The 21659-nt window shown below is 73.9% G+C and carries 21 protein-coding genes; 9 read left to right on the top strand and 12 right to left on the bottom strand.

Annotated elements, in window-relative coordinates:
- Positions 1-121 precede the first annotated feature (121 nt).
- From AC54T2_RS07640 to AC54T2_RS07630, 3 genes are read left to right on the top strand one after another with little or no spacing between them, the layout of a single operon-like run.
- Positions 122-832, top strand: coding sequence for a UbiA family prenyltransferase (locus tag AC54T2_RS07640; RefSeq protein ID WP_186340237.1), 711 nt, complete (start codon positions 122-124; stop codon positions 830-832).
- Between the two features lie 21 nt (positions 833-853).
- Positions 854-1330 carry a hypothetical protein gene (locus AC54T2_RS07635; RefSeq protein ID WP_186340236.1) on the top strand — a complete coding sequence of 159 codons (477 nt, stop codon included), beginning with the start codon at positions 854-856 and terminating at the stop codon, positions 1328-1330.
- Positions 1327-2070, top strand: coding sequence for a phosphoglyceromutase (locus AC54T2_RS07630; protein WP_489975751.1), 744 nt, complete (start codon positions 1327-1329; stop codon positions 2068-2070). Before AC54T2_RS07635 ends, AC54T2_RS07630 begins: the two co-directional genes overlap by 4 nt.
- Positions 2071-2103: 33 nt before the next feature.
- Here the strand turns inward: AC54T2_RS07630 and phoU are convergent, their stop codons facing one another.
- On the bottom strand, positions 2104-2754 hold the full coding sequence (phoU, locus tag AC54T2_RS07625; RefSeq protein WP_186340234.1) for a phosphate signaling complex protein PhoU: 651 nt from the start codon (positions 2752-2754) through the stop codon (positions 2104-2106).
- Between the two features lie 121 nt (positions 2755-2875).
- On the opposite strand from phoU, the gene AC54T2_RS07620 reads away from it, so the two are divergent.
- The 3 genes from AC54T2_RS07620 to AC54T2_RS07610 all read left to right on the top strand — a co-directional run bounded on the left by AC54T2_RS07620 (position 2876) and on the right by AC54T2_RS07610 (position 5810).
- On the top strand, positions 2876-4132 hold the full coding sequence (locus AC54T2_RS07620) for a sensor histidine kinase (RefSeq protein WP_496665888.1): 1257 nt from the start codon (positions 2876-2878) through the stop codon (positions 4130-4132).
- Between the two features lie 10 nt (positions 4133-4142).
- Positions 4143-4820 (top strand): response regulator, encoded by a 678-nt coding sequence (locus AC54T2_RS07615; RefSeq protein WP_186340232.1) that lies wholly within the window; start codon positions 4143-4145, stop codon positions 4818-4820.
- Between the two features lie 72 nt (positions 4821-4892).
- On the top strand, positions 4893-5810 hold the full coding sequence (locus AC54T2_RS07610; protein ID WP_241005315.1) for a DMT family transporter: 918 nt from the start codon (positions 4893-4895) through the stop codon (positions 5808-5810).
- On the opposite strand, the gene AC54T2_RS07605 is transcribed toward AC54T2_RS07610, so the two are convergent.
- From AC54T2_RS07605 to AC54T2_RS07585, 5 genes are all read right to left on the bottom strand, one after another.
- Positions 5807-6382, bottom strand: coding sequence for a type III secretion system chaperone family protein (locus tag AC54T2_RS07605; protein ID WP_496665887.1), 576 nt, complete (start codon positions 6380-6382; stop codon positions 5807-5809). The two genes, AC54T2_RS07610 and AC54T2_RS07605, sit on opposite strands and share 4 nt — an antisense overlap.
- Complete coding sequence (gene mshA / locus AC54T2_RS07600) at positions 6379-7635, bottom strand: D-inositol-3-phosphate glycosyltransferase (RefSeq protein WP_489975749.1); 1257 nt, start codon at positions 7633-7635, stop codon at positions 6379-6381. The genes AC54T2_RS07605 and mshA overlap by 4 nt, the downstream gene beginning before the upstream one ends.
- A 155-nt stretch (positions 7636-7790) precedes the next feature.
- Positions 7791-8162, bottom strand: coding sequence for a hypothetical protein (locus tag AC54T2_RS07595; protein ID WP_186340231.1), 372 nt, complete (start codon positions 8160-8162; stop codon positions 7791-7793).
- A gap of 92 nt (positions 8163-8254) precedes the next feature.
- Complete coding sequence (locus AC54T2_RS07590) at positions 8255-11428, bottom strand: Ig-like domain repeat protein (RefSeq protein ID WP_496665886.1); 3174 nt, start codon at positions 11426-11428, stop codon at positions 8255-8257.
- A gap of 145 nt (positions 11429-11573) precedes the next feature.
- Positions 11574-12464: an RNase H family protein gene (locus tag AC54T2_RS07585; RefSeq protein ID WP_206054500.1), complete on the bottom strand. Its 891-nt coding sequence runs from the start codon at positions 12462-12464 to the stop codon at positions 11574-11576.
- Between the two features lie 25 nt (positions 12465-12489).
- Here AC54T2_RS07585 and AC54T2_RS07580 point away from each other — a divergent pair, with 25 nt between their 5' ends.
- Both AC54T2_RS07580 and AC54T2_RS07575 read left to right on the top strand, forming a co-directional pair.
- A complete protein-coding gene (locus tag AC54T2_RS07580) occupies positions 12490-13242 on the top strand; it encodes an SDR family NAD(P)-dependent oxidoreductase (protein ID WP_186340229.1) in 753 nt (250 codons plus the stop codon).
- A gap of 20 nt (positions 13243-13262) precedes the next feature.
- Positions 13263-13976 carry an aspartate/glutamate racemase family protein gene (locus AC54T2_RS07575; protein ID WP_186340228.1) on the top strand — a complete coding sequence of 238 codons (714 nt, stop codon included), beginning with the start codon at positions 13263-13265 and terminating at the stop codon, positions 13974-13976.
- Here the strand turns inward: AC54T2_RS07575 and AC54T2_RS07570 are convergent.
- From AC54T2_RS07570 to AC54T2_RS07555, 4 genes are all read right to left on the bottom strand, one after another.
- Positions 13973-14860 (bottom strand): hypothetical protein, encoded by an 888-nt coding sequence (locus AC54T2_RS07570; protein ID WP_496665885.1) that lies wholly within the window; start codon positions 14858-14860, stop codon positions 13973-13975. The two genes, AC54T2_RS07575 and AC54T2_RS07570, sit on opposite strands and share 4 nt — an antisense overlap.
- On the bottom strand, positions 14853-16067 hold the full coding sequence (locus AC54T2_RS07565; protein WP_186340226.1) for a class I SAM-dependent methyltransferase: 1215 nt from the start codon (positions 16065-16067) through the stop codon (positions 14853-14855). Before AC54T2_RS07565 ends, AC54T2_RS07570 begins: the two co-directional genes overlap by 8 nt.
- A gap of 297 nt (positions 16068-16364) precedes the next feature.
- Positions 16365-17633 carry a hydroxyacid-oxoacid transhydrogenase gene (locus AC54T2_RS07560; protein WP_241005313.1) on the bottom strand — a complete coding sequence of 423 codons (1269 nt, stop codon included), beginning with the start codon at positions 17631-17633 and terminating at the stop codon, positions 16365-16367.
- Complete coding sequence (locus tag AC54T2_RS07555; RefSeq protein ID WP_186340224.1) at positions 17626-18528, bottom strand: NUDIX domain-containing protein; 903 nt, start codon at positions 18526-18528, stop codon at positions 17626-17628. Before AC54T2_RS07555 ends, AC54T2_RS07560 begins: the two co-directional genes overlap by 8 nt.
- 32 nt (positions 18529-18560) lie before the next feature.
- On the opposite strand from AC54T2_RS07555, the gene AC54T2_RS07550 reads away from it, so the two are divergent.
- On the top strand, positions 18561-19586 hold the full coding sequence (locus AC54T2_RS07550; RefSeq protein WP_496665884.1) for an acyltransferase family protein: 1026 nt from the start codon (positions 18561-18563) through the stop codon (positions 19584-19586).
- Here AC54T2_RS07550 and AC54T2_RS07545 read toward each other — a convergent pair.
- Together AC54T2_RS07545 and AC54T2_RS07540 are read right to left on the bottom strand one after the other, a co-directional pair.
- The gene (locus AC54T2_RS07545) at positions 19519-20349 is read right to left on the bottom strand and encodes a lysophospholipid acyltransferase family protein (protein ID WP_186340222.1); all 831 of its coding nucleotides are present in this window, start codon (positions 20347-20349) and stop codon (positions 19519-19521) included. The genes AC54T2_RS07550 and AC54T2_RS07545 overlap by 68 nt on opposite strands.
- Complete coding sequence (locus AC54T2_RS07540; protein ID WP_186340221.1) at positions 20346-21593, bottom strand: geranylgeranyl reductase family protein; 1248 nt, start codon at positions 21591-21593, stop codon at positions 20346-20348. The genes AC54T2_RS07545 and AC54T2_RS07540 overlap by 4 nt, the downstream gene beginning before the upstream one ends.
- Positions 21594-21659 lie beyond the last annotated feature (66 nt).

Below are 21659 nucleotides of genomic sequence, written 5' to 3'. Positions count from 1 at the left end.
ACGGGTCCGAAGCAGCTCTTGTCGCGTTTGCGCAGGTCAGAGGCCCTATCCGGGCTTGACAGAACGGCCCGCGCTGTGGTGCGGCCCCGCTCGGGGCGCGGCGCTGGGCATACTGCGGAGCATGCTCCGGGCACTCTCGACGACCCCGTCGCTGCTGCTCGTCCGGGCGGCGCACCCACGCCAGGCGCTGCTCACCGCCGCCGCGCTGGCGGCTGCGGCGGCCGTGGCGGGCCGTGCGCCTCGCGAGGTCGCACTGGTCGGCGCCACGGTGCTGGTGGGGCAGTCGCTCCTGGGCTGGGCGGACGACCTCGCCGACCGCGAGCGCGACGCCCGGCACCGGCCCGGCAAGCCGCTTGCCGGCGGTCGCCTCGACGCCGGCACGGTGTGGTTCGCGCTCTCCTGCGCGGTGCTGCTGGTCGTGCCCCTCGCCGTCGCCAACGGTCGCCGGGCCGCGGCGACCTACCTGGCGCTGCTGGCGCTCTCGGCGCTCGGCGACCGACTGCTGCACGACCGACCGCTGTCCTTCGCCCCGTGGATGGCGAGCTTCGCGCTCTACCCCGCGTTCCTGGCCTACGGCGGCTGGGGCGGGGTCGGCTCCCCGACGCCGCCGACGCCGGCGATGGTCGTGCTGGCCGCCGCGCTCGGACTGGGCGTGCACGTGCTGGTGGCGCTGCCGGGCCTGGTGCACGACCACCTGGAGGGCGACAGGTCCCTGCCCATGCTGCTCGCGCTGCGCACCGGCACCCCACGCCTGCTCCTCCTGGCGGGGGCCTGGACCGCCCTGGTGGTCGTCGGCGTCCTGATCGCAGGGCGGACCGCAGGGCTGGCCTGAGCCAGCGCTAGGCTGTGGGCCATGCGACTTCGACCTCTCGCGACCGCTGCCGCGGTCTTCGCGCTCGCCGCGCCGCTGTCCTCCTGTGGCTTCGACGCCGCGACCGAGCGCGAGTACGACGTCAACGGTGCGGCCGAGAACCGGGAGGGCACGGTCGACGTGCTCTCGGCGGTCGTGGTCTCCGGCAACCCCGGGTCGGGCACGTTCATCGCGTCGCTCTCCAACAACGACCTGAGCGACGAGCAGACCCTCACCGGGGTCTCCGGCGCCGAGGGCGCGCCTGTCGAGCCCGCCGACTTCGACCCCGTCGCCGTCGCACCGGGCGGGTTCGTCAACCTCGCCGAGCCGCCCGCCGCGATCGTGCTGACCGGCGACTTCGAGGCCGGCGACTTCCTGCCGCTGTCGGTCGACTTCGGCAACGGGGAGCGCATCTCCCTCAACGTCCCCGTCGTCCCCGATAACGACGACGCCTACTGGGAAGGCCTCGACGTCTCATGACGCACACGCTCGTCCTGCTCCGCCACGGCGAGAGCGAGTGGAACGCCAAGAACCTGTTCACGGGCTGGGTCGACGTGCCCCTCACCGACAAGGGCCGGGGCGAGGCGGTCCGCGGGGGCGAGCTGATGCGCGAGGCCGACGTCCTGCCCGACATCGTCCACACCTCGCTGCAGCGTCGCGCGATCAGCACCGCCTGCCTCGCGCTCGACGCGGCCGACCGCCACTGGATCCCGGTGAAGCGCTCGTGGCGGCTCAACGAGCGCCACTACGGTGCACTCCAGGGCAAGGACAAGAAGCAGACGCTCGAGGAGTACGGCGAGGAGCAGTTCATGCTCTGGCGCCGCTCCTTCGACACCCCGCCGCCCCCGATCGACGACTCCTCGGAGTTCTCCCAGGCCGACGACCCGCGCTACGCCGGCCTCGGCGAGGAGCTGCCCCGCACCGAGTGCCTCAAGGACGTCATCGCGCGCTTCCTGCCCTACTGGGACGCCGAGATCGTGCCCGACCTGCAGGCCGGCCGCACCGTCCTCGTGGCCGCGCACGGCAACAGCCTCCGCGCGCTCGTCAAGCACCTCGACCAGATCAGCGACGCCGACATCGCCGGGCTCAACATCCCCACCGGGATGCCGCTGGTCTACCGCCTCGACGAGCAGATGCGCCCCACCGTCGCGGGCGGGGAGTACCTCGACCCCGAGGCTGCCGCCGCCGCGGCCGCGGCCGTCGCCAACCAGGGTCGCTGAACCCTTCGCACCCCGGTCCGCCGCAGGCGTGGGTCAGGCGCGCGCCGGCAGGTCGCCGGTGACGACGAAGACCACCCGGTTGGCGACCGAGACGGCGTGGTCGGCGATGCGCTCGTAGTAGCGACCCAGCAGGGCGACGTCGACCGCCGCCTCGACGCCGTGGCGCCAGTCGGTCGACAGCAGCTCGGTGAAGCTGCGCCGGCGCAGCTGGTCCATCACCTCGTCGTCGCGCCCGAGCTCGATCGCGGCCTCCACGTCGCGGTCGACGATGATGCTCCGCACCCGCCGCACCATGTCCTCGGCCGTCAGCGCCATCCGCTCCATCGTGGGCCGCAGCTCGTCGGGCACGGCGACGGCCGGCACCCGTAGCCGGGCGATCTTGGCGACGTGCACCGACAGGTCCCCCATCCGCTCGAGCTCGCTGACCATCCGCAGGGCGGACACGATCATCCGCAGGTCGCCCGCGACCGGCTGCTGCAGCGAGAGCAGGGCGAACGCCGTGTCGTCGACCCGCTCGCGCGCGGCGTCGACCGCCCGGTCGTTGCCGATCACCTGGTCGGCGGTGTGCACGTCGCCGGTCATCAGCGCCTTGGTGGCCTCGCGTACGGCGACCTCGACCTGCCCGCAGATGTCGGACAGGTCGGCGAAGATGCCGTCGAGCTGGTCATGGAATGCCTCACGCATGCCGCGCACGGTAGGCACCCCAAGCGAACAGACGGGCGTGCGCGGTGAACGCGGGATGAACACTCCGTGGCCCCCTGTCCATCGGGTCCGCGGGCACCTCGCGCTGCGTACGATGGCGGGCGTGGACCCGACGACGCAGGCTGCCCTGGCCGCGCTCGCGGGAGCCATCATGGCGGGCGGCGCCGTGCTCGCCTGGCACATCAGCGATCGGCAGCGCCGCACCCCGCCCGAGACCGAGGAGCCGGTCGTCCAGGCGGGCGTCGCCGCCGTGCTCAGCATCCTGCGCTCCAGCGCGGTCGTCGTCGACGAGTCCGACCACGTCGTCAAGGCCTCGGCCCCGGCCTACGCCTTCGGACTGGTGCGCGGCGACACGGTGGTGGTCCCCGAGCTGCTCGACCTGGTCGCGCAGGTGCGCCGCGACGGCCAGATCCGCGAGAGCGACCTCGACATCGCGGCCCCCGACGGCCGGGTCACCCGGACGCTGACCGCCCGCGTCGCGCCGCTCGGCGCCCGGCTGGTGCTGGCCCTGGTCGAGGACCGCACGCGCGAGCGCCGGGTGGAGGAGGTGCGCCGCGACTTCGTCGCCAACGTCAGCCACGAGCTCAAGACCCCGGTGGGGGCGATCCGGCTGCTCGCCGAGGCCGTCGCCGACGCCTCCGACGACCCCGAGGCCGTGCAGCGCTTCGCCGGCCGGATGCTCACCGAGAGCGACCGGCTCTCCCGGCTCGTCCAGCAGATCATCGAGCTGTCCCGCCTCCAGGGCCACGACCCGCTGGAGACCCCGGTCATGGTCGACCTCGACGCCGCTGTGGCCACCGCCGTCGACACCAGCGCCACCGAGGCCGCCGCCAAGCAGATCACCGTCGAGTCGGGCGGCGAGCCCGGCCTGGCGGTCTTCGGCTCGCAGGAGCAGATCGGCGCGGCCGTCAGCAACCTCGTCGCCAACGCCGTCGCCTACTCCAACGAGGGCTCGCGCGTCGTCGTGACCAGCCGCTCCGTGGGCGAGCAGGTGCAGATCTCGGTCGTCGACCAGGGCATCGGCATCCCCGCCGGGGAGATCGAGCGCATCTTCGAGCGGTTCTACCGCGTCGACCCGGCCCGGCACCGCTCCACGGGCGGCACCGGCCTCGGCCTCGCCATCGTCAAGCACGTCGCCGCCACCCACGGCGGCGACATCGCCGTGTGGTCGGTGCAGGGGCAGGGGTCCACCTTCACCCTGACCCTCCCCCGCGGCCCCGAGCCGGGCACCGGCCGCACCACCACCCCGGTCGAGGTCGTCGCCCCGGCGCGACCCGCGAGTGCCCCCGATGCCACCCCCGATCCCGCAGATCCCGCAGATCCCCCAGCACGCAGCGCACAGCAGGAGACCACCAGATGAGCACCGCCGCATGACCCGCGTCCTGGTCGTCGAGGACGAGGAGAGCTACAGCGACGCGCTGGCCTACATGCTCCGCAAGGAGGGCTACGAGGTGGCGATCGCCGCCGACGGCCGGGCCGCGCTGACCGAGTTCGACCGCTTCGGTCCCGACATCGTGCTGCTCGACCTGATGCTGCCCGGCCTCCCCGGCACGGAGGTCTGCCGCCAGATCCGCCAGTCGTCGTCGGTGCCGGTGATCATGGTGAGCGCCAAGGACGACGAGGTCGACAAGGTCGTGGGCCTCGAGCTCGGCGCCGACGACTACGTCACCAAGCCCTACTCCCCCCGCGAGCTGGTGGCCCGCATCCGGGCCGTGCTGCGCCGGGGCCACGAGCCCGAGCTCATGCCCGACACCCTCGAGGCGGGGCCGGTCCGGATGGACGTCGAGAGGCACGTCGTGACGGTCGACGGCACCGAGCAGCGACTGCCGCTCAAGGAGTTCGAGCTGCTGGAGATGTTCCTGCGCAACCCCGGTCGGGTGCTCACCCGCGGACAGCTGATCGACCGCGTCTGGGGCTCCGACTACGTCGGCGACACCAAGACCCTCGACGTGCACGTCAAGCGGCTGCGCGCCAAGCTCGAGCCCGACCCGGGCGAGCCGAAGTACCTCGTCACCGTCCGCGGCCTGGGCTACAAGCTCGACCTGTGATGCGGCGGGATGTCGGCGTGCGACGTCCGAAATGCGCTGGTGGGACGTCATGACCGTACCTAGCCTTGACTCGTGACGACCACCAGCACCGCCTCGAGCCAGCCGACCGCGCCCCTCGCCCCGGCGCCCTGGCTGCCCGTCGCCGCCGGTGCGGTCACCCTCGTGATGTGGGCCTCGGCGTTCGTGGTGATCCGCCACGTCGCCCACGACATCAGCCCCGGCGCCCTCGGGTCGGGCCGTCTCCTCGTGGCCGCCCTCGTGGTGCTCCCACTGGTGCTGCGCCGCGGCTGGGTGCGTCCCACCCGGCGCGAGTGGGCGCTGCTGGCCGCGGGGGGCGTCGGGTGGTTCGGCGTCTACAACCTCGCGCTCAACGCCGGCGAGCGCCACGTCGACGCCGGCACCGCCGCGATGATCATCCAGATCGGCCCGGTGATCGTCGCGCTGCTCGCGGTGCCGCTCTTCGGCGAGCGGCTGCACGCCTGGCTGCTCGGCGGGATGGTCGTCGGGTTCGCCGGCGTGGCCGTCATCGCGAAGGGCTCGTCGGGCGACACCGACGCCAGCCTCCTCGGCGTGGGCCTCGTCCTGGTCGCCGCGGTGATGTACGCCGTCGGCGTGCTCACCCAGAAGGTGCTGCTGCGCCGCCTGCCGCCGGTGCAGGTCGTGTTCGTCTCGTTCCTGACGGGGGCACTGATCTGCCTGCCGTTCTCCGGCGACCTGCCGTCGATCGTCGCCGGCGGAGGCGCCGAGCTGTGGTGGATCGTCTACCTGGGCGTCTTCCCGACCGCCGTCGCGTTCACCACCTGGGCCTACGCGCTGACCCACACCGACGCCGGGGCGCTGTCGCTCACCACGTTCCTGGTCCCCGGGATCGCGACGCTGATCGCCTGGCTGACCATCGACGAGGTGCCGCCGGCCCTGACCTTCGTCGGTGGCGCGCTGGCCATCACGGGCGTGCTGATGACGCGGCGCAAGCCGCGGCCGACGCCCTAGTCGGAGCCGGCCTCGAGCCAGCCGCGGAAGGCCTCGAGGTTGCGCGTCGACTCGCCCCGCGAGAGGCGCCACTCCCACTCCTTGCGGATGGAGGAGGCGAAGCCGAGCTCGAGGATCGCGTTGAAGGACTCGTCGGCGTTGGCGAGCACCGAGCCCAGGATGCGGTCGAGCTCGTCGGGCTCGACCGACGCCAGGGGCAGGCGCGCCTCGAGGTAGATGTCACCGTGGCGGTCGACGGCGAACGAGACGGCGTACATCCGCAGGTTGCGCTCGAGGAGCCAGCGGTGGACGCGAGGGTGGTTCTCGTCGGGGTTGCGGCACACGAAGGCGTGCACGCCCAGCGCGTGGGCGCCGACGTCGAGCCGGACCGGGGTCTGGAGCTTCTTCTCCCCCGGCAGCGTCAAGGAGAAGCGGGCGCCGGCGATGCCCTCGCGGGTCGTCTCGGTGTGCTCGATCCCGTTGGCGGCGAGGTAGGCGCGCACGACGGCGGCGGCCGCGTCGGCCGGGGTGTCGGGCCGCGCGTCGGGTTGGGTGTCTGGTCGGTTGTCGGGCTGGGCGTCGGCGGTGCTCACGAGGCCATCTCAGCACGCATGCGGCCGGCCGCACGCTCATAGGCCGCCAGGGTCCGCGCCGCGGTGCGCTCCCACGAGAAGTCCTGCGCGTGGGCCACGGCGCCGCGCCCGAGGCGCTCGGCCAGCGCGGGGTCGTCGATCAGCCGGCGCAGGGTGGCCGCCCAGTCGCGGGGCTCGTGGGTGTCGACGAGCAGGCCGCTCACCCCGTCGCGCACCACCGTGGTGAGGCCGCCGACCGAGGCCGCCACGACCGGCGTGCCGGTGGCCTGCGCCTCGACGGCGACCAGCCCGAACGACTCGTTGTAGGACGGCACGGCGACCGCGGTGGCCGCGGAGGTCCACATCGCGAGCTCGCGCTGGCTCACCGGCGGGACGAACCGCACCACGTCGCTGATCCCGAGGTCGGCGGCCAGGTCGGCGAGGGCGGTCGGGTGCTCGAGCCCGGAGCCGGACGGCCCGCCCACGACGGGCACGACGAGCCGGTGCCGCAGCGACGGGTCCTGATCGAGCAGCACGCCGACCGCCCGCAGCAGCACGTCGGGCGCCTTGAGCGGCTGGATCCGGCCGGCGAACAGCAGCACGACGGCGTCCAGCGGCAGGTCGAGCTCGCGGCGGGCCGGCTCGCGCCCCTGCGGAGCGAACACCGTCAGGTCCACGCCGGGATGGATCACCTCGACGGAGTCGGGGCTCGCCCCGTAGAGGTCGACGAGCTGGCGGGCCTCGGTGTCGGTGTTGGCGACGAGCAGGTCGGCGGCCGCGACGACCTGTTCCTCGCCGATGACGCGGGAGAGCGGCTCGGGGGTGTCACCGTCGGCGAGCGCCTCGTTCTTGACCTTCGCCATGGTGTGCATCGAGTGCACGAGCGGGACGTTCCAGCGGTCGCGCGCGAGCGCGCCGACCTGCCCGGAGAGCCAGTAGTGGGAGTGGACCGCGTCGTAGTGGCCCGGCGGCTGCATCGCCTCGGTGCGGAGCACCTCGCGGGCGAACGTGCACAGCTGGCCGGGCAGCTCGGCCTTGGTGAGCCCCTCGAACGGTCCCGCGGCGACGTGGCGCACCAGCACCCCGTCGGCCGCCTCGACGACCTGCGGCAGCGTCGAGGACGTGGCGCGGGTGAAGACGTCGACGGCGATCCCCTGCGCGGCCAGGCGGCGCGACAGCTCGATCACGTAGACGTTCATCCCCCCGGCGTCGCCCGTGCCGGGCTGGTCCAGCGGTGAGGTGTGCAGGCTGATCATCGCCACCCGCTCGCCCACGTTGCCTCCTCGAGGGACGTCCCTGCTCGCGCGCCCCGGTCAGGGCACCTCCGGCACAACCGCGGCGGGCGCCGAGGGATTCCCGCGGGCGCCTGTCTGCGTCGGCCGAGCGTCGGCCGAGCGTCGTTCGGGCGTCGGTCGGGGTCGGTCGGGGGTCAGCCGGCGTGGGCGCCGCGCGTGGAGCGCCCGGTGCTGCGACCGCGACCGCGCACGAGGGCGATCGCGCCGATCAGGGCGGCCACGATCCCCCAGAACCCGTCGTACCACGGCGTGCCGGCCGGGCGGAACGCCTCGATGAGCGACAGCGTGAGCAGGCCCGAGGCGAGGCCGACGACGGCGCGCATGGCCACGGCGTCGCTCCTGACCAGCGTGGTGCCGAAGATCGCCGAGGCGATGAGCAGGCAGGCCAGGCCGACGAAGTGGAGGGTGCCCAGGAACGGGTCGTCGCCGCCACCGAGCACCGCGCGCACGACCCAGAGCGTGCCGCCCAGGAGGGCGAGCGAGGCGGAGATCTTGGCGGGAGGCACCGGACGAGTGTGCCACGGCCCACCGGGCTGCCGTCGGTCACGGCGACCCGGTGGGCCGGTGGGGTGTGGTGCGGTGTGGTGCGGAGCGCCGGTCAGCGCCCGCGGACCGCGCGGATCCTCACCCGCTCGCGGGTTCCGTCGCCGTGCGTGATCCGCAGGGTCGCGACCCGGCCCGGCCGGACGCCCGGCGGCACCCGGACGCGCGTGGTCCAGTGGCCCACGCCGTCCGCGCGACCGGCGAAGCGGAAGGTCTGCACGACGAGGCCCTTGCCCCCCGTGACGGTCGGCATGCCGCTGCTGACCAGCTGGATCGTCCGCCGGCTGCCGATCGGCACCGGCCAGGCACCCTTGACCTGGGTGCTGCGCGTCACCCACAGGTCGCGCACGACGTAGGCGATGGTGGTCGTCGTGGTGTTGCCGGCCAGGTCGGTGGCCGTGACCGTGACCGACGCGTCACCGAGGCGCCCGCTGGTGGCGACCGTGCAGCCCGCCAGGCCGGACAGCGCGTCGGCGGCGGCGCACGCCGCCTCCGGGACGGTGCCGTTGTAGACCCGGCCGGCGCGGACCCCGGTCACGCGGGCGCTCGGCGCGGTGCGGTCGATCGACACCGGCGCGCTGGTCACCACGGCGACGCCGCCGTCGGCGGCGACGACGGTGCGCGAGACCGTCTGGCCGGCACCGTCGGCGCCGAGCGTGACCGGAGCCGGGCACGTCACGGCGCCGGAGCCCGGCGTGCAGGTGAAGGTGACGGTGACCGGCGCCGCGTGCCAGCCGTTGCGGGCGCCGCCCCCGACCGTCGCGACGACCTTCGGGTCCCGGCGCGCGGTGGACGCGGCCGACGCGAGGAGGTCGGCGTTGCCGGAGAAGGTCGCAGTGACGACGGAGTCCGGGCCGCCGGTGTGGTCACCGGCCCACATGGCCGTGCCGCCGCTCAGCGCGACGGTGGCGCGCTCGGCGCCGTCCACCGCGAAGGTCACCGAGCCGTCGGGCGTGCCCGCGGCCGACGCCACGGTCGCCGTCAGGATCGCGCCGACCTCGAGGGTCGTCGTCGTCGGGGCCTTGGCCACGACCACCTCCTGCACCGCGGCGGCACCGTCGTACGCGCCGACCGGGACGGCTGCGAAGGTGGCGCCGATCCGGTGCACGCCGGCCCGGACGCCCGCCAGGGCGGGGGCCGAGGCGGTGCCGTCGCCGTCGACCGGGACCGGTGCGCCGACGGGCTCACCGTCGAGGCTGAACTGCACGGTGCCGGTCGGCGTCCCGTCGGGGCTGGCGACGGTGGCCGACAGCGGGACGCCGTCACCGTAGGTCACGTCCGACAGGACCCCGAGCTCGACCGTCACCGACGGCAGCGCCGAGACGAGGGCGGCTGTGGCGGAGACCGACCCGATGGTGGCGGTGACGCGGTGGTTGCCCGTGGCGGACGGGGTGCAGACCGCCGCGGCGCAGGCCACCGCCGCCGCAGAGCCGCGCTGGATGGTGAAGGTGCTCAGGGCCGTACGGTCGCCGAGGGCGTTCCCGTGGGTGTCGGCGCCCGTGGCGGTGTAGGCGACGTCCGTGCCCGGGGTCACGGTGGTGACGTCGGGGGTGACGACGAGGGAGGCCAACGGGCCGGGGGTGACCTCGAGCGAGGCCGTGTCGGTCTCGCCGCCGATCGCGCCCTCGACGGTCCAGGTGCCGGCCGTCGTGGGCGAGCAGACGCCCTGGGGGCAGGTGGTGGTCGCGCTGCCACGGGCGGCCGTCACGGTCGGCGTGCCGTCGCTGCGCACGTTGTCGAAGACGTCGTAGCCCGTGACGGTGAAGACGACCGGGGTGCCCGCGGCGGTCGTGTCGTCGCCCGCCAGCTCGACGCGGTCGAGTGCGGCGGGGGCCACGGTGAGGGTGGTCGCGTCGCCGGCCGGCGCGTCGGCGCCGGTCTGGGCGGCGCTGACCGAGTAGACGCCGGCGACGGTCAGGTCGCACCGGCCTGCCGCGCACGCGACGGGCGCGCCACCACCGACGGGCGTCGCGACGACGTCGCTCGCTGCCGTCTGGTCGGGCATGGCGTTGCCAAACCGGTCGGTGCCGCCGACGGTGAGCTGCAGCGGCGTGCCGGCGGTGGTCGTCGCGCCCTCGGGGCTGATCTGCAGGGCCGCGACGTCGTCGGCGAGGACGGTCAGGGTGGTGCTCGCGGTGACCGGGCCCTCGGCACCGGGCGCCGAGGCGGTCACCGTGTAGGTGCCGGCCTGCGTCGGGACGCAGGCGGCGTCGGCGCAGATGGTGGAGGCGCCGCCGCCGGCCGGGGTGTAGGAGATGGTCGCCTGCTGGTCGGGGACGGGGAGACCGTGGGAGTCGGTCCCCTCCACGCTGTAGGGCACGGGGTCACCGGCGGTGGTGGAGGCGCCCTGCGGGCTGATGGCCAGCGCGGCCAGGTCGGACCTCGCGGCGCGTACGGCGATGGTCTGGGTGGCGCGACCGGGGTCGTGGTCGGCGTCGCCGGGGGCGGTCGCGGCGAGGACGCAGGTGCCGCTGTGCTGGAAGAACAGCGTCTGGTCGTCGTCGGCGAGTCGGCACGCCTCGTTGGTGGTGGCCGGGTCGACGGCGTAGGTGACCGGGAATGCGGCGTCGGACGTCGCCACCGGGGTGTAGGTCTCCCCCACGCGGGCCGGGGCAGGCGCGGTCGTGCTGAAGGTCAGCACCTGCGGGATGCCTGCGTCGATCGTCAGGCTCCACGAGCCGATGCTGCCTGCGCCACCGCCGATGTCGTCATAGACGAACAGCTGCCAGGTGCCGTTGGGGTCGGTCCCACCGAACGCACCGGCAAAGGTCGTCACCCCGGTCCGGGCGGGAGCAGGCGCGGGGAACCTGTTGGCCTCGTTCGCGTCGGTCGGGGCGTAGCGTCCGGACGGCGAGCCGTCGGTGAGGGTGGGGGCGCCGTCGGCGAAGGTGAAGGTGCGTTCGCCATCGAGTGAGTAGATGTCGGACATGACCGTCAGGTTGCGGCCAGACGGGCTGACGAGCATCACGTGCGCGTCGTAGGAGATCTGGTGGGTGAACCGGGTCAGGGTCAGCTCGACGGTCTTCACCCTGCTCGCCATGCCGCCGACGGTCACGGTCGACGGGTAAGGGCTGGCCACTCCAGAGCTGGGGATCGAGATCGCGCCGGAGCTGCTGAACGTGGTCGGGGCGGCAGCGGCCGGGGCCGCCAGGCCGAGGGTGACGAGCACCGGGGACATCAGCGTGGCGGCGAGGAGCCCGCGGCGGACGCTGGAGGAGAGGAATCGCACCGGGACATCCCATCCGAACCCGGGTGGTCCCGTGGTCCCTTGAGGGAGTCTTGAGCGGTTCTTCGAGACGCGTAGCGACCGGATGGCCCATGCGGGCCGTGCCGTCGTAACGACACGGGTGGTTCGGTGGTGACCGAGCGCCCGCTCAGGCCTCCGGCGTGCCCTGGTGGAAGCGCTGCTGCCAGGTGCCGCCGGTGCGCAGCCACAGCGAGCTGCGCAGCCGCCTGCCGTCGTCGCCGGACGCCCGCCAGACGAGGAGGATCGCGTCGGGGGCGACCCGCGAGACGGTGAGGACGTCGAGGCTCACGGGCGAGGCGAGCGGGCCGATCTCGGCCAGCATCTCGGCGCGGTCCCACAGCCGGCCGGAGGAGCCGATCTCCTGCCAGTCGGGGTGGAGCAGCGCCGCGACCGCGGCCCGGTCGGAGCGCACCTCGTCGCCGAGCAGGGCGCGTTCCATCGCCACGACGTGCTCCTCGTCGGAGGGCGCGGCGTCGAGGTCGTCGGCGGCGAGGCCGGAGAACAGGTCGGGCTCGGGCTCGACCTGCCCGACGGCCGCGGCCGGGTGCGCCGTCGAGCTGTCGGGCATGCCGGGACCGGGGTCGGGCACCCGCCCGTCGCGGTAGGCCATCGCGGCGGCGTTGGCCCGCTGGTCGGCGGCCTCGTTGAGCTCGTGGCCGGCGTGGCCCTTGACCCACACGAAGTCGACGTCGCGGCCCTCCATGGCGGCGTCGAGGGCCTTCATCAGCTCGACGTTCATGACGGGCTTGCCGTCGCCCTTCTTCCAGCCCTTGCGCTTCCAGCCCTTCATCCACTTGGTGATCGCGTTGATGACGTAGGTGCTGTCGCAGTAGACCCGCAGCTCCTCGTCGAGGTGCGCGGTCTGCTGGAGCAGGTCGAGCACCGCCATCAGCTCGCCCATGTTGTTGGTGCCGTGCGGCCAGCCGCCGGACGCCCAGCAGCCGTCGTCGACGTACCACGCCCATCCGGCCGGACCGGGGTTGCCGAGTGCCGAACCGTCGGCCGCCGCGATGATCACCGGCACATCTTGGCAGGATGGGCCCATGACCGAGAACAGCACCCAGCCCCGCACCGCCGTCGTCACCGGCGCCTCCAGCGGCATCGGCGCCGCCACCGCGCGCGCCCTGGCCGCCCAGGGCTTCCAGGTGGTCTGCGCCGCGCGCCGCACCGATCGCATCGAGGAGCTCGCCGCGGAGATCGGGGGCAGGGCTGTCACCTGCGACGTCACCGACCAGGCGTCGGTCGACGCGCTCGCCGCGACGGTCCCGACGTGCCACGTGCTGGTCAACAACGCCGGCGGTGCGCTCGGCACCGACCGGGTCGACAGCGCCGACGTCGACGCGTGGGCGTGGATGTACGACGTCAACGTGCTCGGCCTGGTCCGGGTGACCAGGGCGCTGCTCCCGGCCCTGCGCGCCAGCGGTGACGCGGTGATCGTCAACGTCGGCTCGACCGCCGGGCGCTGGGCCTACGAGGGGGGCGGCGGCTACACCGCTGCCAAGCACGGCGTGAAGGTGGTCACCGAGACGCTGCGCCTCGAGCTCAACGGCGAGCCGATCCGGATCAGCGAGGTCGCCCCCGGCATGGTCCGCACCGACGAGTTCTCGCTGGTGCGCTTCGGCGGCGACCGCGAGCGTGCCGACGCGGTCTACGCCGGGGTCGACCAGCCGCTGCTCGCCGAGGACGTCGCCGACGCCATCGCCTGGGTGGCCACCCGGCCGTCCCACGTCGACATCGACGAGCTGGTGATCAAGCCGCGCGCCCAAGCAGCGGCACACAAGGTGCACCGGTCCTGAGGCATGGGAGACTTCCGCGCGTGAAGACCATCGGACTCGTCGGCGGCATGAGCTGGGAGAGCAGCGCGGTCTACTACCGCGACCTCAACCTCGGGATGAGGGAGCGGGTGGGCGGGTTGTCCTCGCCCAGGCTCGCCCTCACGACCGTCGACTTCGCCGAGGTCACCGACCTCGAGGACGACGAGCGCTGGGACCAGGTCGGCACGCTCCTCGCCGACGCCGCGCGTGGCGTCGAGCGCGCGGGCGCCGACTTCCTGCTGCTGTGCACCACGACGTTCCACAAGGTCGCCGACCAGGTGGAGGCGGCCGTGGACATCCCGGTGCTGCACCTCGCCGACGTCGTCGCCGAGGCGGTGCGCGCCGCGGGCATCGACAAGGTCGGCCTGATCGGCACCAAGGTCGCGATGGACGAGACGTTCTTCGTCGACCGGCTCGCCAGCCACGGCCTGTCGGTCGTGGTGCCCGACGCCTCGCACCACGACTTCCTCAACGACGCGATCTACGAGGAGCTCGTGCACGGCGTCGTGCTGCCGCGCACGCGCAGCCGGGTGGTCTCGATCATCGAGGAGCTGTGGGACGCCGGCGCGGGCGGCGTGCTGCTGGGCTGCACCGAGCTCGAGCTGCTGGTCTCGCAGGCCGACGTCGAGCTCCCCGTCTTCCCCTGCACCACGCTGCACGTCCAGGCCGCGCTCGACGCCGCCCTCACCGACACCGAGGCCGACACAGAGGGCTAGAGCGGCAGGGCGTACGCCGTCGCGAGCAGCCGCAGGCCGGTCCACACCGGGGCGTGCAGCTCGACGGCGTCGGCGACCCGCGGCAGCGCGACCGCCAGCACCTCCGAGCCCGCGCCCTCGGTGCTGAGGAGCAGCTCGCGGCCGTCGATCGAGATGCCCTCGCCCTGGTCCTGGACCGGCAGCGGCCATGACGCGACGACCTGCCACGAGGGGTAGGCCATCAGGTGCGCGTGGGTGTAGGTGCGCGCCACCACCCCGCCGCCGCCCGGCAGGAACACCGCGTCGGTGACCAGCCCGGGGGCGTCGGCGACCGCCGTGAGGCGGTGGGACCGGTCGGCCCGCAGGCGGCGCGGCGCGGCGTGGACCGTGCCGGAGAACACGCCCTTGCTGATCACGAACAGCCGGCCCGACAGCGGGTGCCGGACCAGCGCCTCGGCGTCCTGGGCGCCGTCGGCGTAGACCAGGCGGTGGGCCACCGGCTCGGCCTCGACGTCCCCGGGCCCGACCGGCACCCGGAGGATCTCGACGTGGTCGCGGGCGCGGCGGTTGTCGCCGATGTCGGCGACCCAGACGTGCCCGGGCCCGGCCGGCGCGAGGGCCTCGACGTCGGTCGGGTCGCGGTCCCACGACGTGACGCCGACGGTCTCGCCGGTCGCGGGATCGACGGCGAAGACGCGTCCGGAGTCGCCCGAGTCGTTGGTGGTGACCGCGAGCGAGCCGCGGCCGGCGGGCAGGACCACCAGCCCGCTGGACTCGACGACCTCGGGGTCGGCGAAGCGGAAGGCGGCGCGGGAGCGGTCGGTGTCGTCGGTGCCGGCCGCGGCGCCGAGCAGGAAGGGCGCCGCCACCGCGAGCCCGATCGCGAGACGACGCAGGTCATGCATCGACGGGCCGTGGGTCCAGCAGGTCGCCGAGGCGGGGTCGTACGCCCCACGCGGCCAGCAGCTCGTCGTACTCGCGGGCGGCCTCGGTGCCGTCGGCTCCGGTGCGGACCGCGCGCAGCAACGTGTTGCGCGGGGTGTGGGCGCTCTCGACGAACTCGACCACGTCGACGCGGTAGCCCTCGCGGCGCAGCAGCGAGGCGCGCAGGGCGTCGGTGAGGGTGTCGGCGAAGCGCTCGCGGAGGATGCCGTGACGGGTGAGCATGGCGTAGGGCGCCGGCGGCTCCGTCGCCCTCAGCTGGGCGGCGATGTCGTGGTGGCAGCACGGGGCGGCGAGCACCAGCGGCGCCTGCCACTCCACCGCCCGGGCGAGCGCGTCGTCGGTGGCGGTGTCGCAGGCGTGGAGGGCGAGCACCACGTCGGGCGGCCGGGGCAGGCGGGCCTCGGCGATCGACCCGACGACGAAGTCGGCCTCGATGCCCAGCTCGGCGGCGACCCGCGAGTTGTGGTCGGCGGACTGCTGCTTCACGTCGACGCCGGTCATCCGCACCGGGAGCCGGTCGGCGAGGTAGGCGTGCGCGGCGAAGGTGAGGTAGGCGTTGCCGCAGCCGAGGTCGACCACCCGGAGCGGGTCGTCCGGGGTCGGGGTGCGCACGTGTCCCTGGGCGATGGCCTCGGTGAGGCTGGCGTCGAGCAGCCGGACGAGCTCCTCGACCTGGCGGTACTTCGCCTGCCGGGTCGGCTTGATGCGGCCCTGCGAGTCGCTGATCCCCAGCGCGACCAGCACCGGGTGGTCCTCGGGGAGCAGTCGGTCCTTGGGGCGGTCGTGGTCACGTGAGGGCGCCACCGCCTCGGACCGGCTCGCGGTGTGGAGCAGCGGCACGCCCTTCTTGGTGACTCGCAGCTGGTGGGTCGCGGTGGCGGTGTCGACGTGCCAGTGGGCGAACGGCTCCGCCAGCAGCGCGTCCACCGCCGCCTCGGCCGCCTCGCCCACACGGTGGTTGGTGGCGTGCGCCTGGGTGTCGTCGTAGGACGTCACCTGGAGGTGGCGGCCCGCCTTGAGGTCGACCGCACGCACCTCGACCCGACGCACCTCTCGACCGCCCACGACCGGAGCCGGACGACCCTTGCGGCGTCCGCTCGCCAGCGCCCGGACCAGCCCGTCGGCGTCCAGGATCGCCGCGCGGACGGTGGCGAGCTCGTCGCTCACAGGATCGAGGCGAGGACGACGATGAGGATCAGCGCCCCCAGTGCCACCGGGATCACGAGTCGGCGGTGGCGGGGGTTCATGCCCTCATCCTAGTGACGGAGGGGTCAGCCGCTCATTCGCCGCCGCCTGACCCCCAAACGCCGTAGAGGCGGCGTGTCCTGACCCCCAAACACCGTCGAGGCGGCGCGTCCTGACCGTCAGGATGAGCCGACTCGACCCTCGCCTGCGTCAGGATGCGCCGACTCGGGGGTCTGTGACCGTCAGGATGCGCCGACTCGCCCCCGGGCGGGCCGGCGGTCACCAGTGCTCGAGGGAGTCGCGGAACACGGTGGCCAGGTCGTCGGAGGTCACCTCGATCGGGGCGGTGGCCAGCAGGCGCTGCTGCTTGAGCGCTCCCTCGACCAGGTCGTCGACGTCGGCGGCGCCGTAGCCGAGCTCGGCGAGACCACTCGGGAGCCCGACGTCGCGCATCAGCGCCCGCAGCACGTCGGGCAGGGGCTCGCCCTCGCCCCCGAGCAGCTCGGCCGCCCGACGGTGCCGCTCCGGGGCGGCGTCGTGCAGGAGGGCGAAGGCGGCCGGCGCCGTCATCACCACCGCCATGCCGTGGGGCACGATCGGCTCGTCGGCCGGGTAGCCCTCGGGGCGGTAGTCGCGGACCCGACCGGCGATCGGGTAGGCGCACGCGTGCGGCACGTGCACGCCCGCGTTGCCGAAGCCGAGGCCGGCGAACGTGGCGGCGAGCGCCATCTGCTCGCGCGCCTCCCGGTCGGTGCCGTCGCGGACGGCGGTGCGGAACGAGCCGGCGAGGAGCGACAGCGACTTCTCGGCCCACATGTCGGCGATGGGGTTGGCGCCGCAGTAGGGGACGCGCTGCTCGGGCCGCTTGGCCTCGAAGTCGGCGAACCACCGGGCCGTCCAGCTCTCCAGCGCGTGGCACAGGATGTCCATGCCCGCCGAGGCGGTGACCATCGCGGGCTGGGTCATCGTCAGGTCGGGGTCGACGATGGCGAGGGTGGGCCGCAGGCGGGCGTGGGAGATCCCGGTCTTGACCTTGAGGGCGAGCACGTCGAGCACGCAGATGGTGGTCGACTCCGCGCCGGTGCCGGTGGTCGTGGGCACGGCGACGAGCGGGAGGAGCCGGCGCTCGGGGGCGCGGCCGCCGCCGACCGGCGCGTTGACGTAGTCGAGGAGGTCACCCGGGTTGGTCAGCATCAGGTCGACGGCCTTGGCGGTGTCGATCGACGAGCCGCCGCCCACCGCGACCACCGCGTGGAACGGACCCGACGCCAGGGCCGCGGCGACGGCCGCCTCGAGGGAGGCGTCGGTGGGCTCGACGCGCGCGTCGGCGTAGACCACGACCTCGAGCCCGCGCGAGCGCATGCCGTCGGCGATCCGGTCGGGGTGTCCGGTGGCGGCGACCCCGCGGTCGGTGACGAGCAGGACCCGGCGGGTCCCGTCGCCCGGAACGTCGCGGCACAGCTGCTGGACGTCCCAGCCCAGCTCGTCGCTGGCTCCGCGGCCGAACTTCAGCCCGGGCGCGGCGTAGGTGAAGACGCTCTCAGTCACTCTCGGCTCCCAACGCATGGTTGACGACGTCCAGCACCTCGACCTCGCCGGACCTGATGGCGGCCGTGGGCACCCACGCCACGGCGTCGGTGGTGCCGTCGACCTCGACGACCCGCGGGTCACCGTCGGCGACGGTAGCGCGGTAGAGCAGGTGCACGCCGTGGAAGTCCTCGATCCGCCCCGACGGCGCGGTGCCCGAGAAGTGGGTGTCGTGCACCCCCAGCAGCGCACCGACCTCGCACGCGAGCCCGCACTCCTCCTCGACCTCACGGGCCAGCGCGACCGCCGGGTGCTCGCCGTGGTCGACGCCGCCGCCCGGCAGCGTCCACTTCCCGGGGTGCGCGGCGGTGCGGGAGAGGTGGGTCAGGAGCACCTGGTCGTCGCCGTCGCGGCGCCGGGTGACGAGTGCGTACGCCGCGACCCGCTGCATGCGGAACGGCTGGTGGTCGACGAGGGCCTCGGCCACCACCGACGACACCGGGACGGCGCCCGAGGTGACGTCGTCGAGCGGCTTCCAGGCCGCCTCGACAGTGGACCCGTCCACCTCCACGACCCGCGGCACGGGCGAGTCCGGGGGCACCCAGCCCTCATAGACCAGCCGGATGGCGTGGGCGTCGACGAGCGCGCCGTCCCGGGGGGAGCGGGGCATGTGGGCGCTGTAGACCCGGGCCCGGTCGCCGACCGTCGCGGCGAGCCCGGTCTCCTCCTCCACCTCGCGGATCAGGGCGTCCCGGGGGTCCTCCCCGTGGTCGACGCCGCCGCCGGGCAGCGTCCACAGCTCGGAGCGCGACACCCGTGGCGCCAGGCGGCTGAGCAGGATCTCGACCCGCCCACCGCGCACGCGGAGGATGACGGCGTAGGCCGCCACCCGCTGACGCCTCGGCAGAGCTCCCATGGCCCCCAACCTAGTGAAGTACGGTGTGCGCCGTGTCCCACCCGTCTCGCGATCCGTGGCTCGACAACGTGAAGATGGTGCTGGTCACGCTCGTCGTCGTCGGGCACTCGATCGGACTCGTCGAGGCGAGCGCGGGCAGCCACTGGGTCTACGACTTCATCTACCTGTGGCACATCCCGGCCTTCGTGTTCATCAGCGGCTACCTCTCGAAGTCGTTCGAGTGGGACCGGCGCAGGTTGAAGAGCCTCGTCCACACCCTCCTCATCCCCTACCTCCTGTTCGAGCCGGCGCTGTTCTACTACCGCCGCGAGGTCGCCGACGAGGGCGTCGAGGGGCCGCTGTGGCTCATCCCCCACTGGACGATGTGGTACCTCATCGTGCTGCTGATGTGGCGGCTGTGCACCCCGATCCTCAAGCGGCACTGGTTGTTCCTGCCGCTGTCGGTGATCGTCAGCCTGCTGGGCGGGCTCTGGAACGACGACTCGTTGATGATCCCCCGCTTCCTGGGCCTGCTGCCGTTCTTCGTGCTCGGCCTGCACCTCAAGCCGCGCCACCTCGCGCACCTCGACGACGTCTGGGTGCGGGTGGCCGCCGTCCCGATGCTGGTCGGGATCGGCGTGATGGCCCTCTACACCGACTCCTGGGCCGAGACGGCGCTGCTCTGGTACGACACCGGCTACGCGGAGATCCCGATCGACAACGAGATCGTGTTCCAGACCCGGCTCACCGTGATGGTGGTCGGCCTGGTCGGCGCCTTCTCGGCGATGGCGCTGGTGCCGCGTCGCAACCTCGGCTGGCTCACCACGATGGGCACCGCGACCATGGTGGTCTACCTGTTCCACGGCTTCGTCATCAAGACCGTCAAGGCCCTCGGCTGGCCGGAGGTCACCGACTCCTACCCGGTGACCGGGCTCGTCGTGACGGTGATCGGCGCGGTGGGGCTCGCGCTCCTGCTCGCCCTGCCGCCCGTGCGGCGGGTGCTCGAGCCGTTCACCAACCCGCTCGGCTGGCTGGGGTCGCGTCGCCGGTCTCGTGAGTCGGCCCCCACGTCGGCCTGATCGCCGCGCGCGGCACGATGTCGAGGTGGGCCGCCTCGTCCCGCGTCGGGGCGTGACCGCCGAGGTGGGCGGGGTACCACGGCGCGTGCTCGCCCGGGCGCGGACGGTGGTGGGGCAGCCGCTGCAGCTCCTCGAGCTGCTCGGTGAGCACCTCCCCCAGCCGGCAGGTCCACTCGGTGAGGTCCTCGTCGGGGCCGATCGTCAACGGCGGACCGAAGGACACGTCGATGCGGCGGCCGCGGGTGAGGTCGGGACGCGGCTCGCGGCCGCGCTCGTCCGGCACCCCCACGGAGTAGACGCGCTGCGCGCCCCACAGCGCGACCGGCACCACGGGCACGCCGGTCTCCCGGGCCAGGCTGGCCACCCCCCGCATCAGCGAGCGGACCGTGTAGGAGTAGCTGATCCCCGCCTCGGGGAACGCGCAGACCGCCTCGCCCTCGCGGAGCAGCCTGCGCGCCGTGAGGTACGCCCCGGCAGGCGCGGCGCGGTCGACGGGGATGTGCCGCATGGCGCTCATCGCCCGCCCCACCCCCGGCACCTGCCACACGTCGTGGCGGGTCATGAACCGGACGTGGCGCCCCGACGAGTGGACCCCCTCCTGGACGAACACGAAGTCGGGGTAGGACACGTGGGTGGCAGCCAGCAGCACCGGCCCGCGGCGGGGCACGTGCTCCGCCCCGAACCCGGTCACCTGCATCCGCAGGGCGCGCATCCCCACCCTCCCGAGCGCGACGGCGGCCCGGTAGGTGCGCTCGCGGCTCACGCGAACGGCGGTCGCGCGTCGCGCGCCATCGAGCGACGACCGGCCCAGCGCCAGACCCGGGCCGCGCGGTCGCGGTCGGCGTCGTCGACGAGGTTGCCCATCCAGCGCAGCGCGAGCGTCATCAGCCAGTCCGAGCGCATCCCGGCCGGGCCGAGGGTGGAGACGACCTTCGGCTGGGTCGCGATCCCGGCGAGGCGGCGGGCGATCGAGAACGCCTCGCCGTAGTGCTCGACGAGGGTCGATCGCCAGGCCTCACCGAGCCCGGTGCCGCTGGCGAGGTGCTCGGCGACGAGACGGCCCGTCTCCATGCCGTAGTCGATGCCCTCGCCGTTGAGCGGGTTGACGCACGCCGCGGCGTCACCGATCAGCGCCCAGTTGGGCCCGGCGACGTTGCTGACCGCGCCGCCCATCGGCAGCAGCGCCGACGTCGGCATCCGGAGCTCGCCCGAGAGCCCGAAGTCGGCGCCGATCGTGTCGGCGTAGGTCTGCATCAGCGGCTTGATGGCCACCTCGGCGGGACGCCTGCTCGTCGCCAGGGTGCCGGCGCCGAGGTTCACCGTGCCGTCGCCCAGCGGGAAGATCCACCCGTAGCCCGAGACCAGCGCGCCCTCCTCGTCGCGCAGCTCGAGGTGGGAGCTGATCCACGGGTCGTCGGAGAGCTCGGAGTCGACGTAGGCGCGGCCGGCGACGGCGTAGACGGTGTCGCGGTGCCACTCGCGGCCCAGCAGCTTGCCGAGCGGCGAGCGGACGCCGTCGGCGACCACGAGCCACTGGCAGGCGACCTCGTAGGTGCCCTCGGCGTCGCGGAGCTCCACGGCAGCGACCCGGTCGCCCTCGCGGCGTACGCCGACCGCGCGGGCGCCGTCGACGGCGCGGGCGCCGCTCTTGATCGCGACGGTGCGCAGGTGGTCGTCGAGCTCGGTGCGCGCGACCGCAGAGCCCCAGTCGGGCAGCGAGCCGCCCGGCCACGGCAGCAGCAGCGTCTGGCCGAAGCCGTGGGCGCGCAGGCCCTGGTTGACGGTGTGGGCGCGCAGCCAGTCCTCGAGCCCGAGCCGCTGCATCTCCCCGATGGCACGAGGAGTCAGTCCGTCACCGCAGGTCTTGTCGCGGGGGAAGGTGGCGGCGTCGGCCAGCACGACGTCGAGCCCGGCACGGGCGGCCCACGCAGCGGCGGCGGACCCGGCGGGGCCGGCGCCGACGACGAGCACGTCGGCCGAGGTGGGGCGGGAGGAGGGGGGTGTCACGACGGGATTCTCTCAGGCGCACCGAGCGGGGCAGAAATGGGCGCAGGCCCCGGCTCCGTGAGGAGC

The sequence above is a fragment of the Nocardioides sp. Z35_8 genome (assembly GCF_059621125.1).
Note: the sequence above shows the minus strand (reverse complement) of the source record. Positions and strands in the feature narration are given on the sequence as shown.

Bases quoted from the DNA above. Each gene is read 5' to 3' on its own strand.
- AC54T2_RS07640 (WP_186340237.1), top strand. From the start codon at position 122: ATGCTCCGGGCACTCTCGACGACCCCGTCGCTGCTGCTCGTCCGGGCG.
- AC54T2_RS07635 (WP_186340236.1), top strand. From the start codon at position 854: ATGCGACTTCGACCTCTCGCGACCGCTGCCGCGGTCTTCGCGCTCGCC.
- AC54T2_RS07630 (WP_489975751.1), top strand. From the start codon at position 1,327: ATGACGCACACGCTCGTCCTGCTCCGCCACGGCGAGAGCGAGTGGAAC.
- phoU (WP_186340234.1), bottom strand. From the start codon at position 2,754: ATGCGTGAGGCATTCCATGACCAGCTCGACGGCATCTTCGCCGACCTG.
- AC54T2_RS07615 (WP_186340232.1), top strand. From the start codon at position 4,143: ATGACCCGCGTCCTGGTCGTCGAGGACGAGGAGAGCTACAGCGACGCG.
- AC54T2_RS07580 (WP_186340229.1), top strand. From the start codon at position 12,490: ATGACCGAGAACAGCACCCAGCCCCGCACCGCCGTCGTCACCGGCGCC.
- AC54T2_RS07570 (WP_496665885.1), bottom strand. From the start codon at position 14,860: ATGCATGACCTGCGTCGTCTCGCGATCGGGCTCGCGGTGGCGGCGCCC.
- AC54T2_RS07555 (WP_186340224.1), bottom strand. From the start codon at position 18,528: ATGGGAGCTCTGCCGAGGCGTCAGCGGGTGGCGGCCTACGCCGTCATC.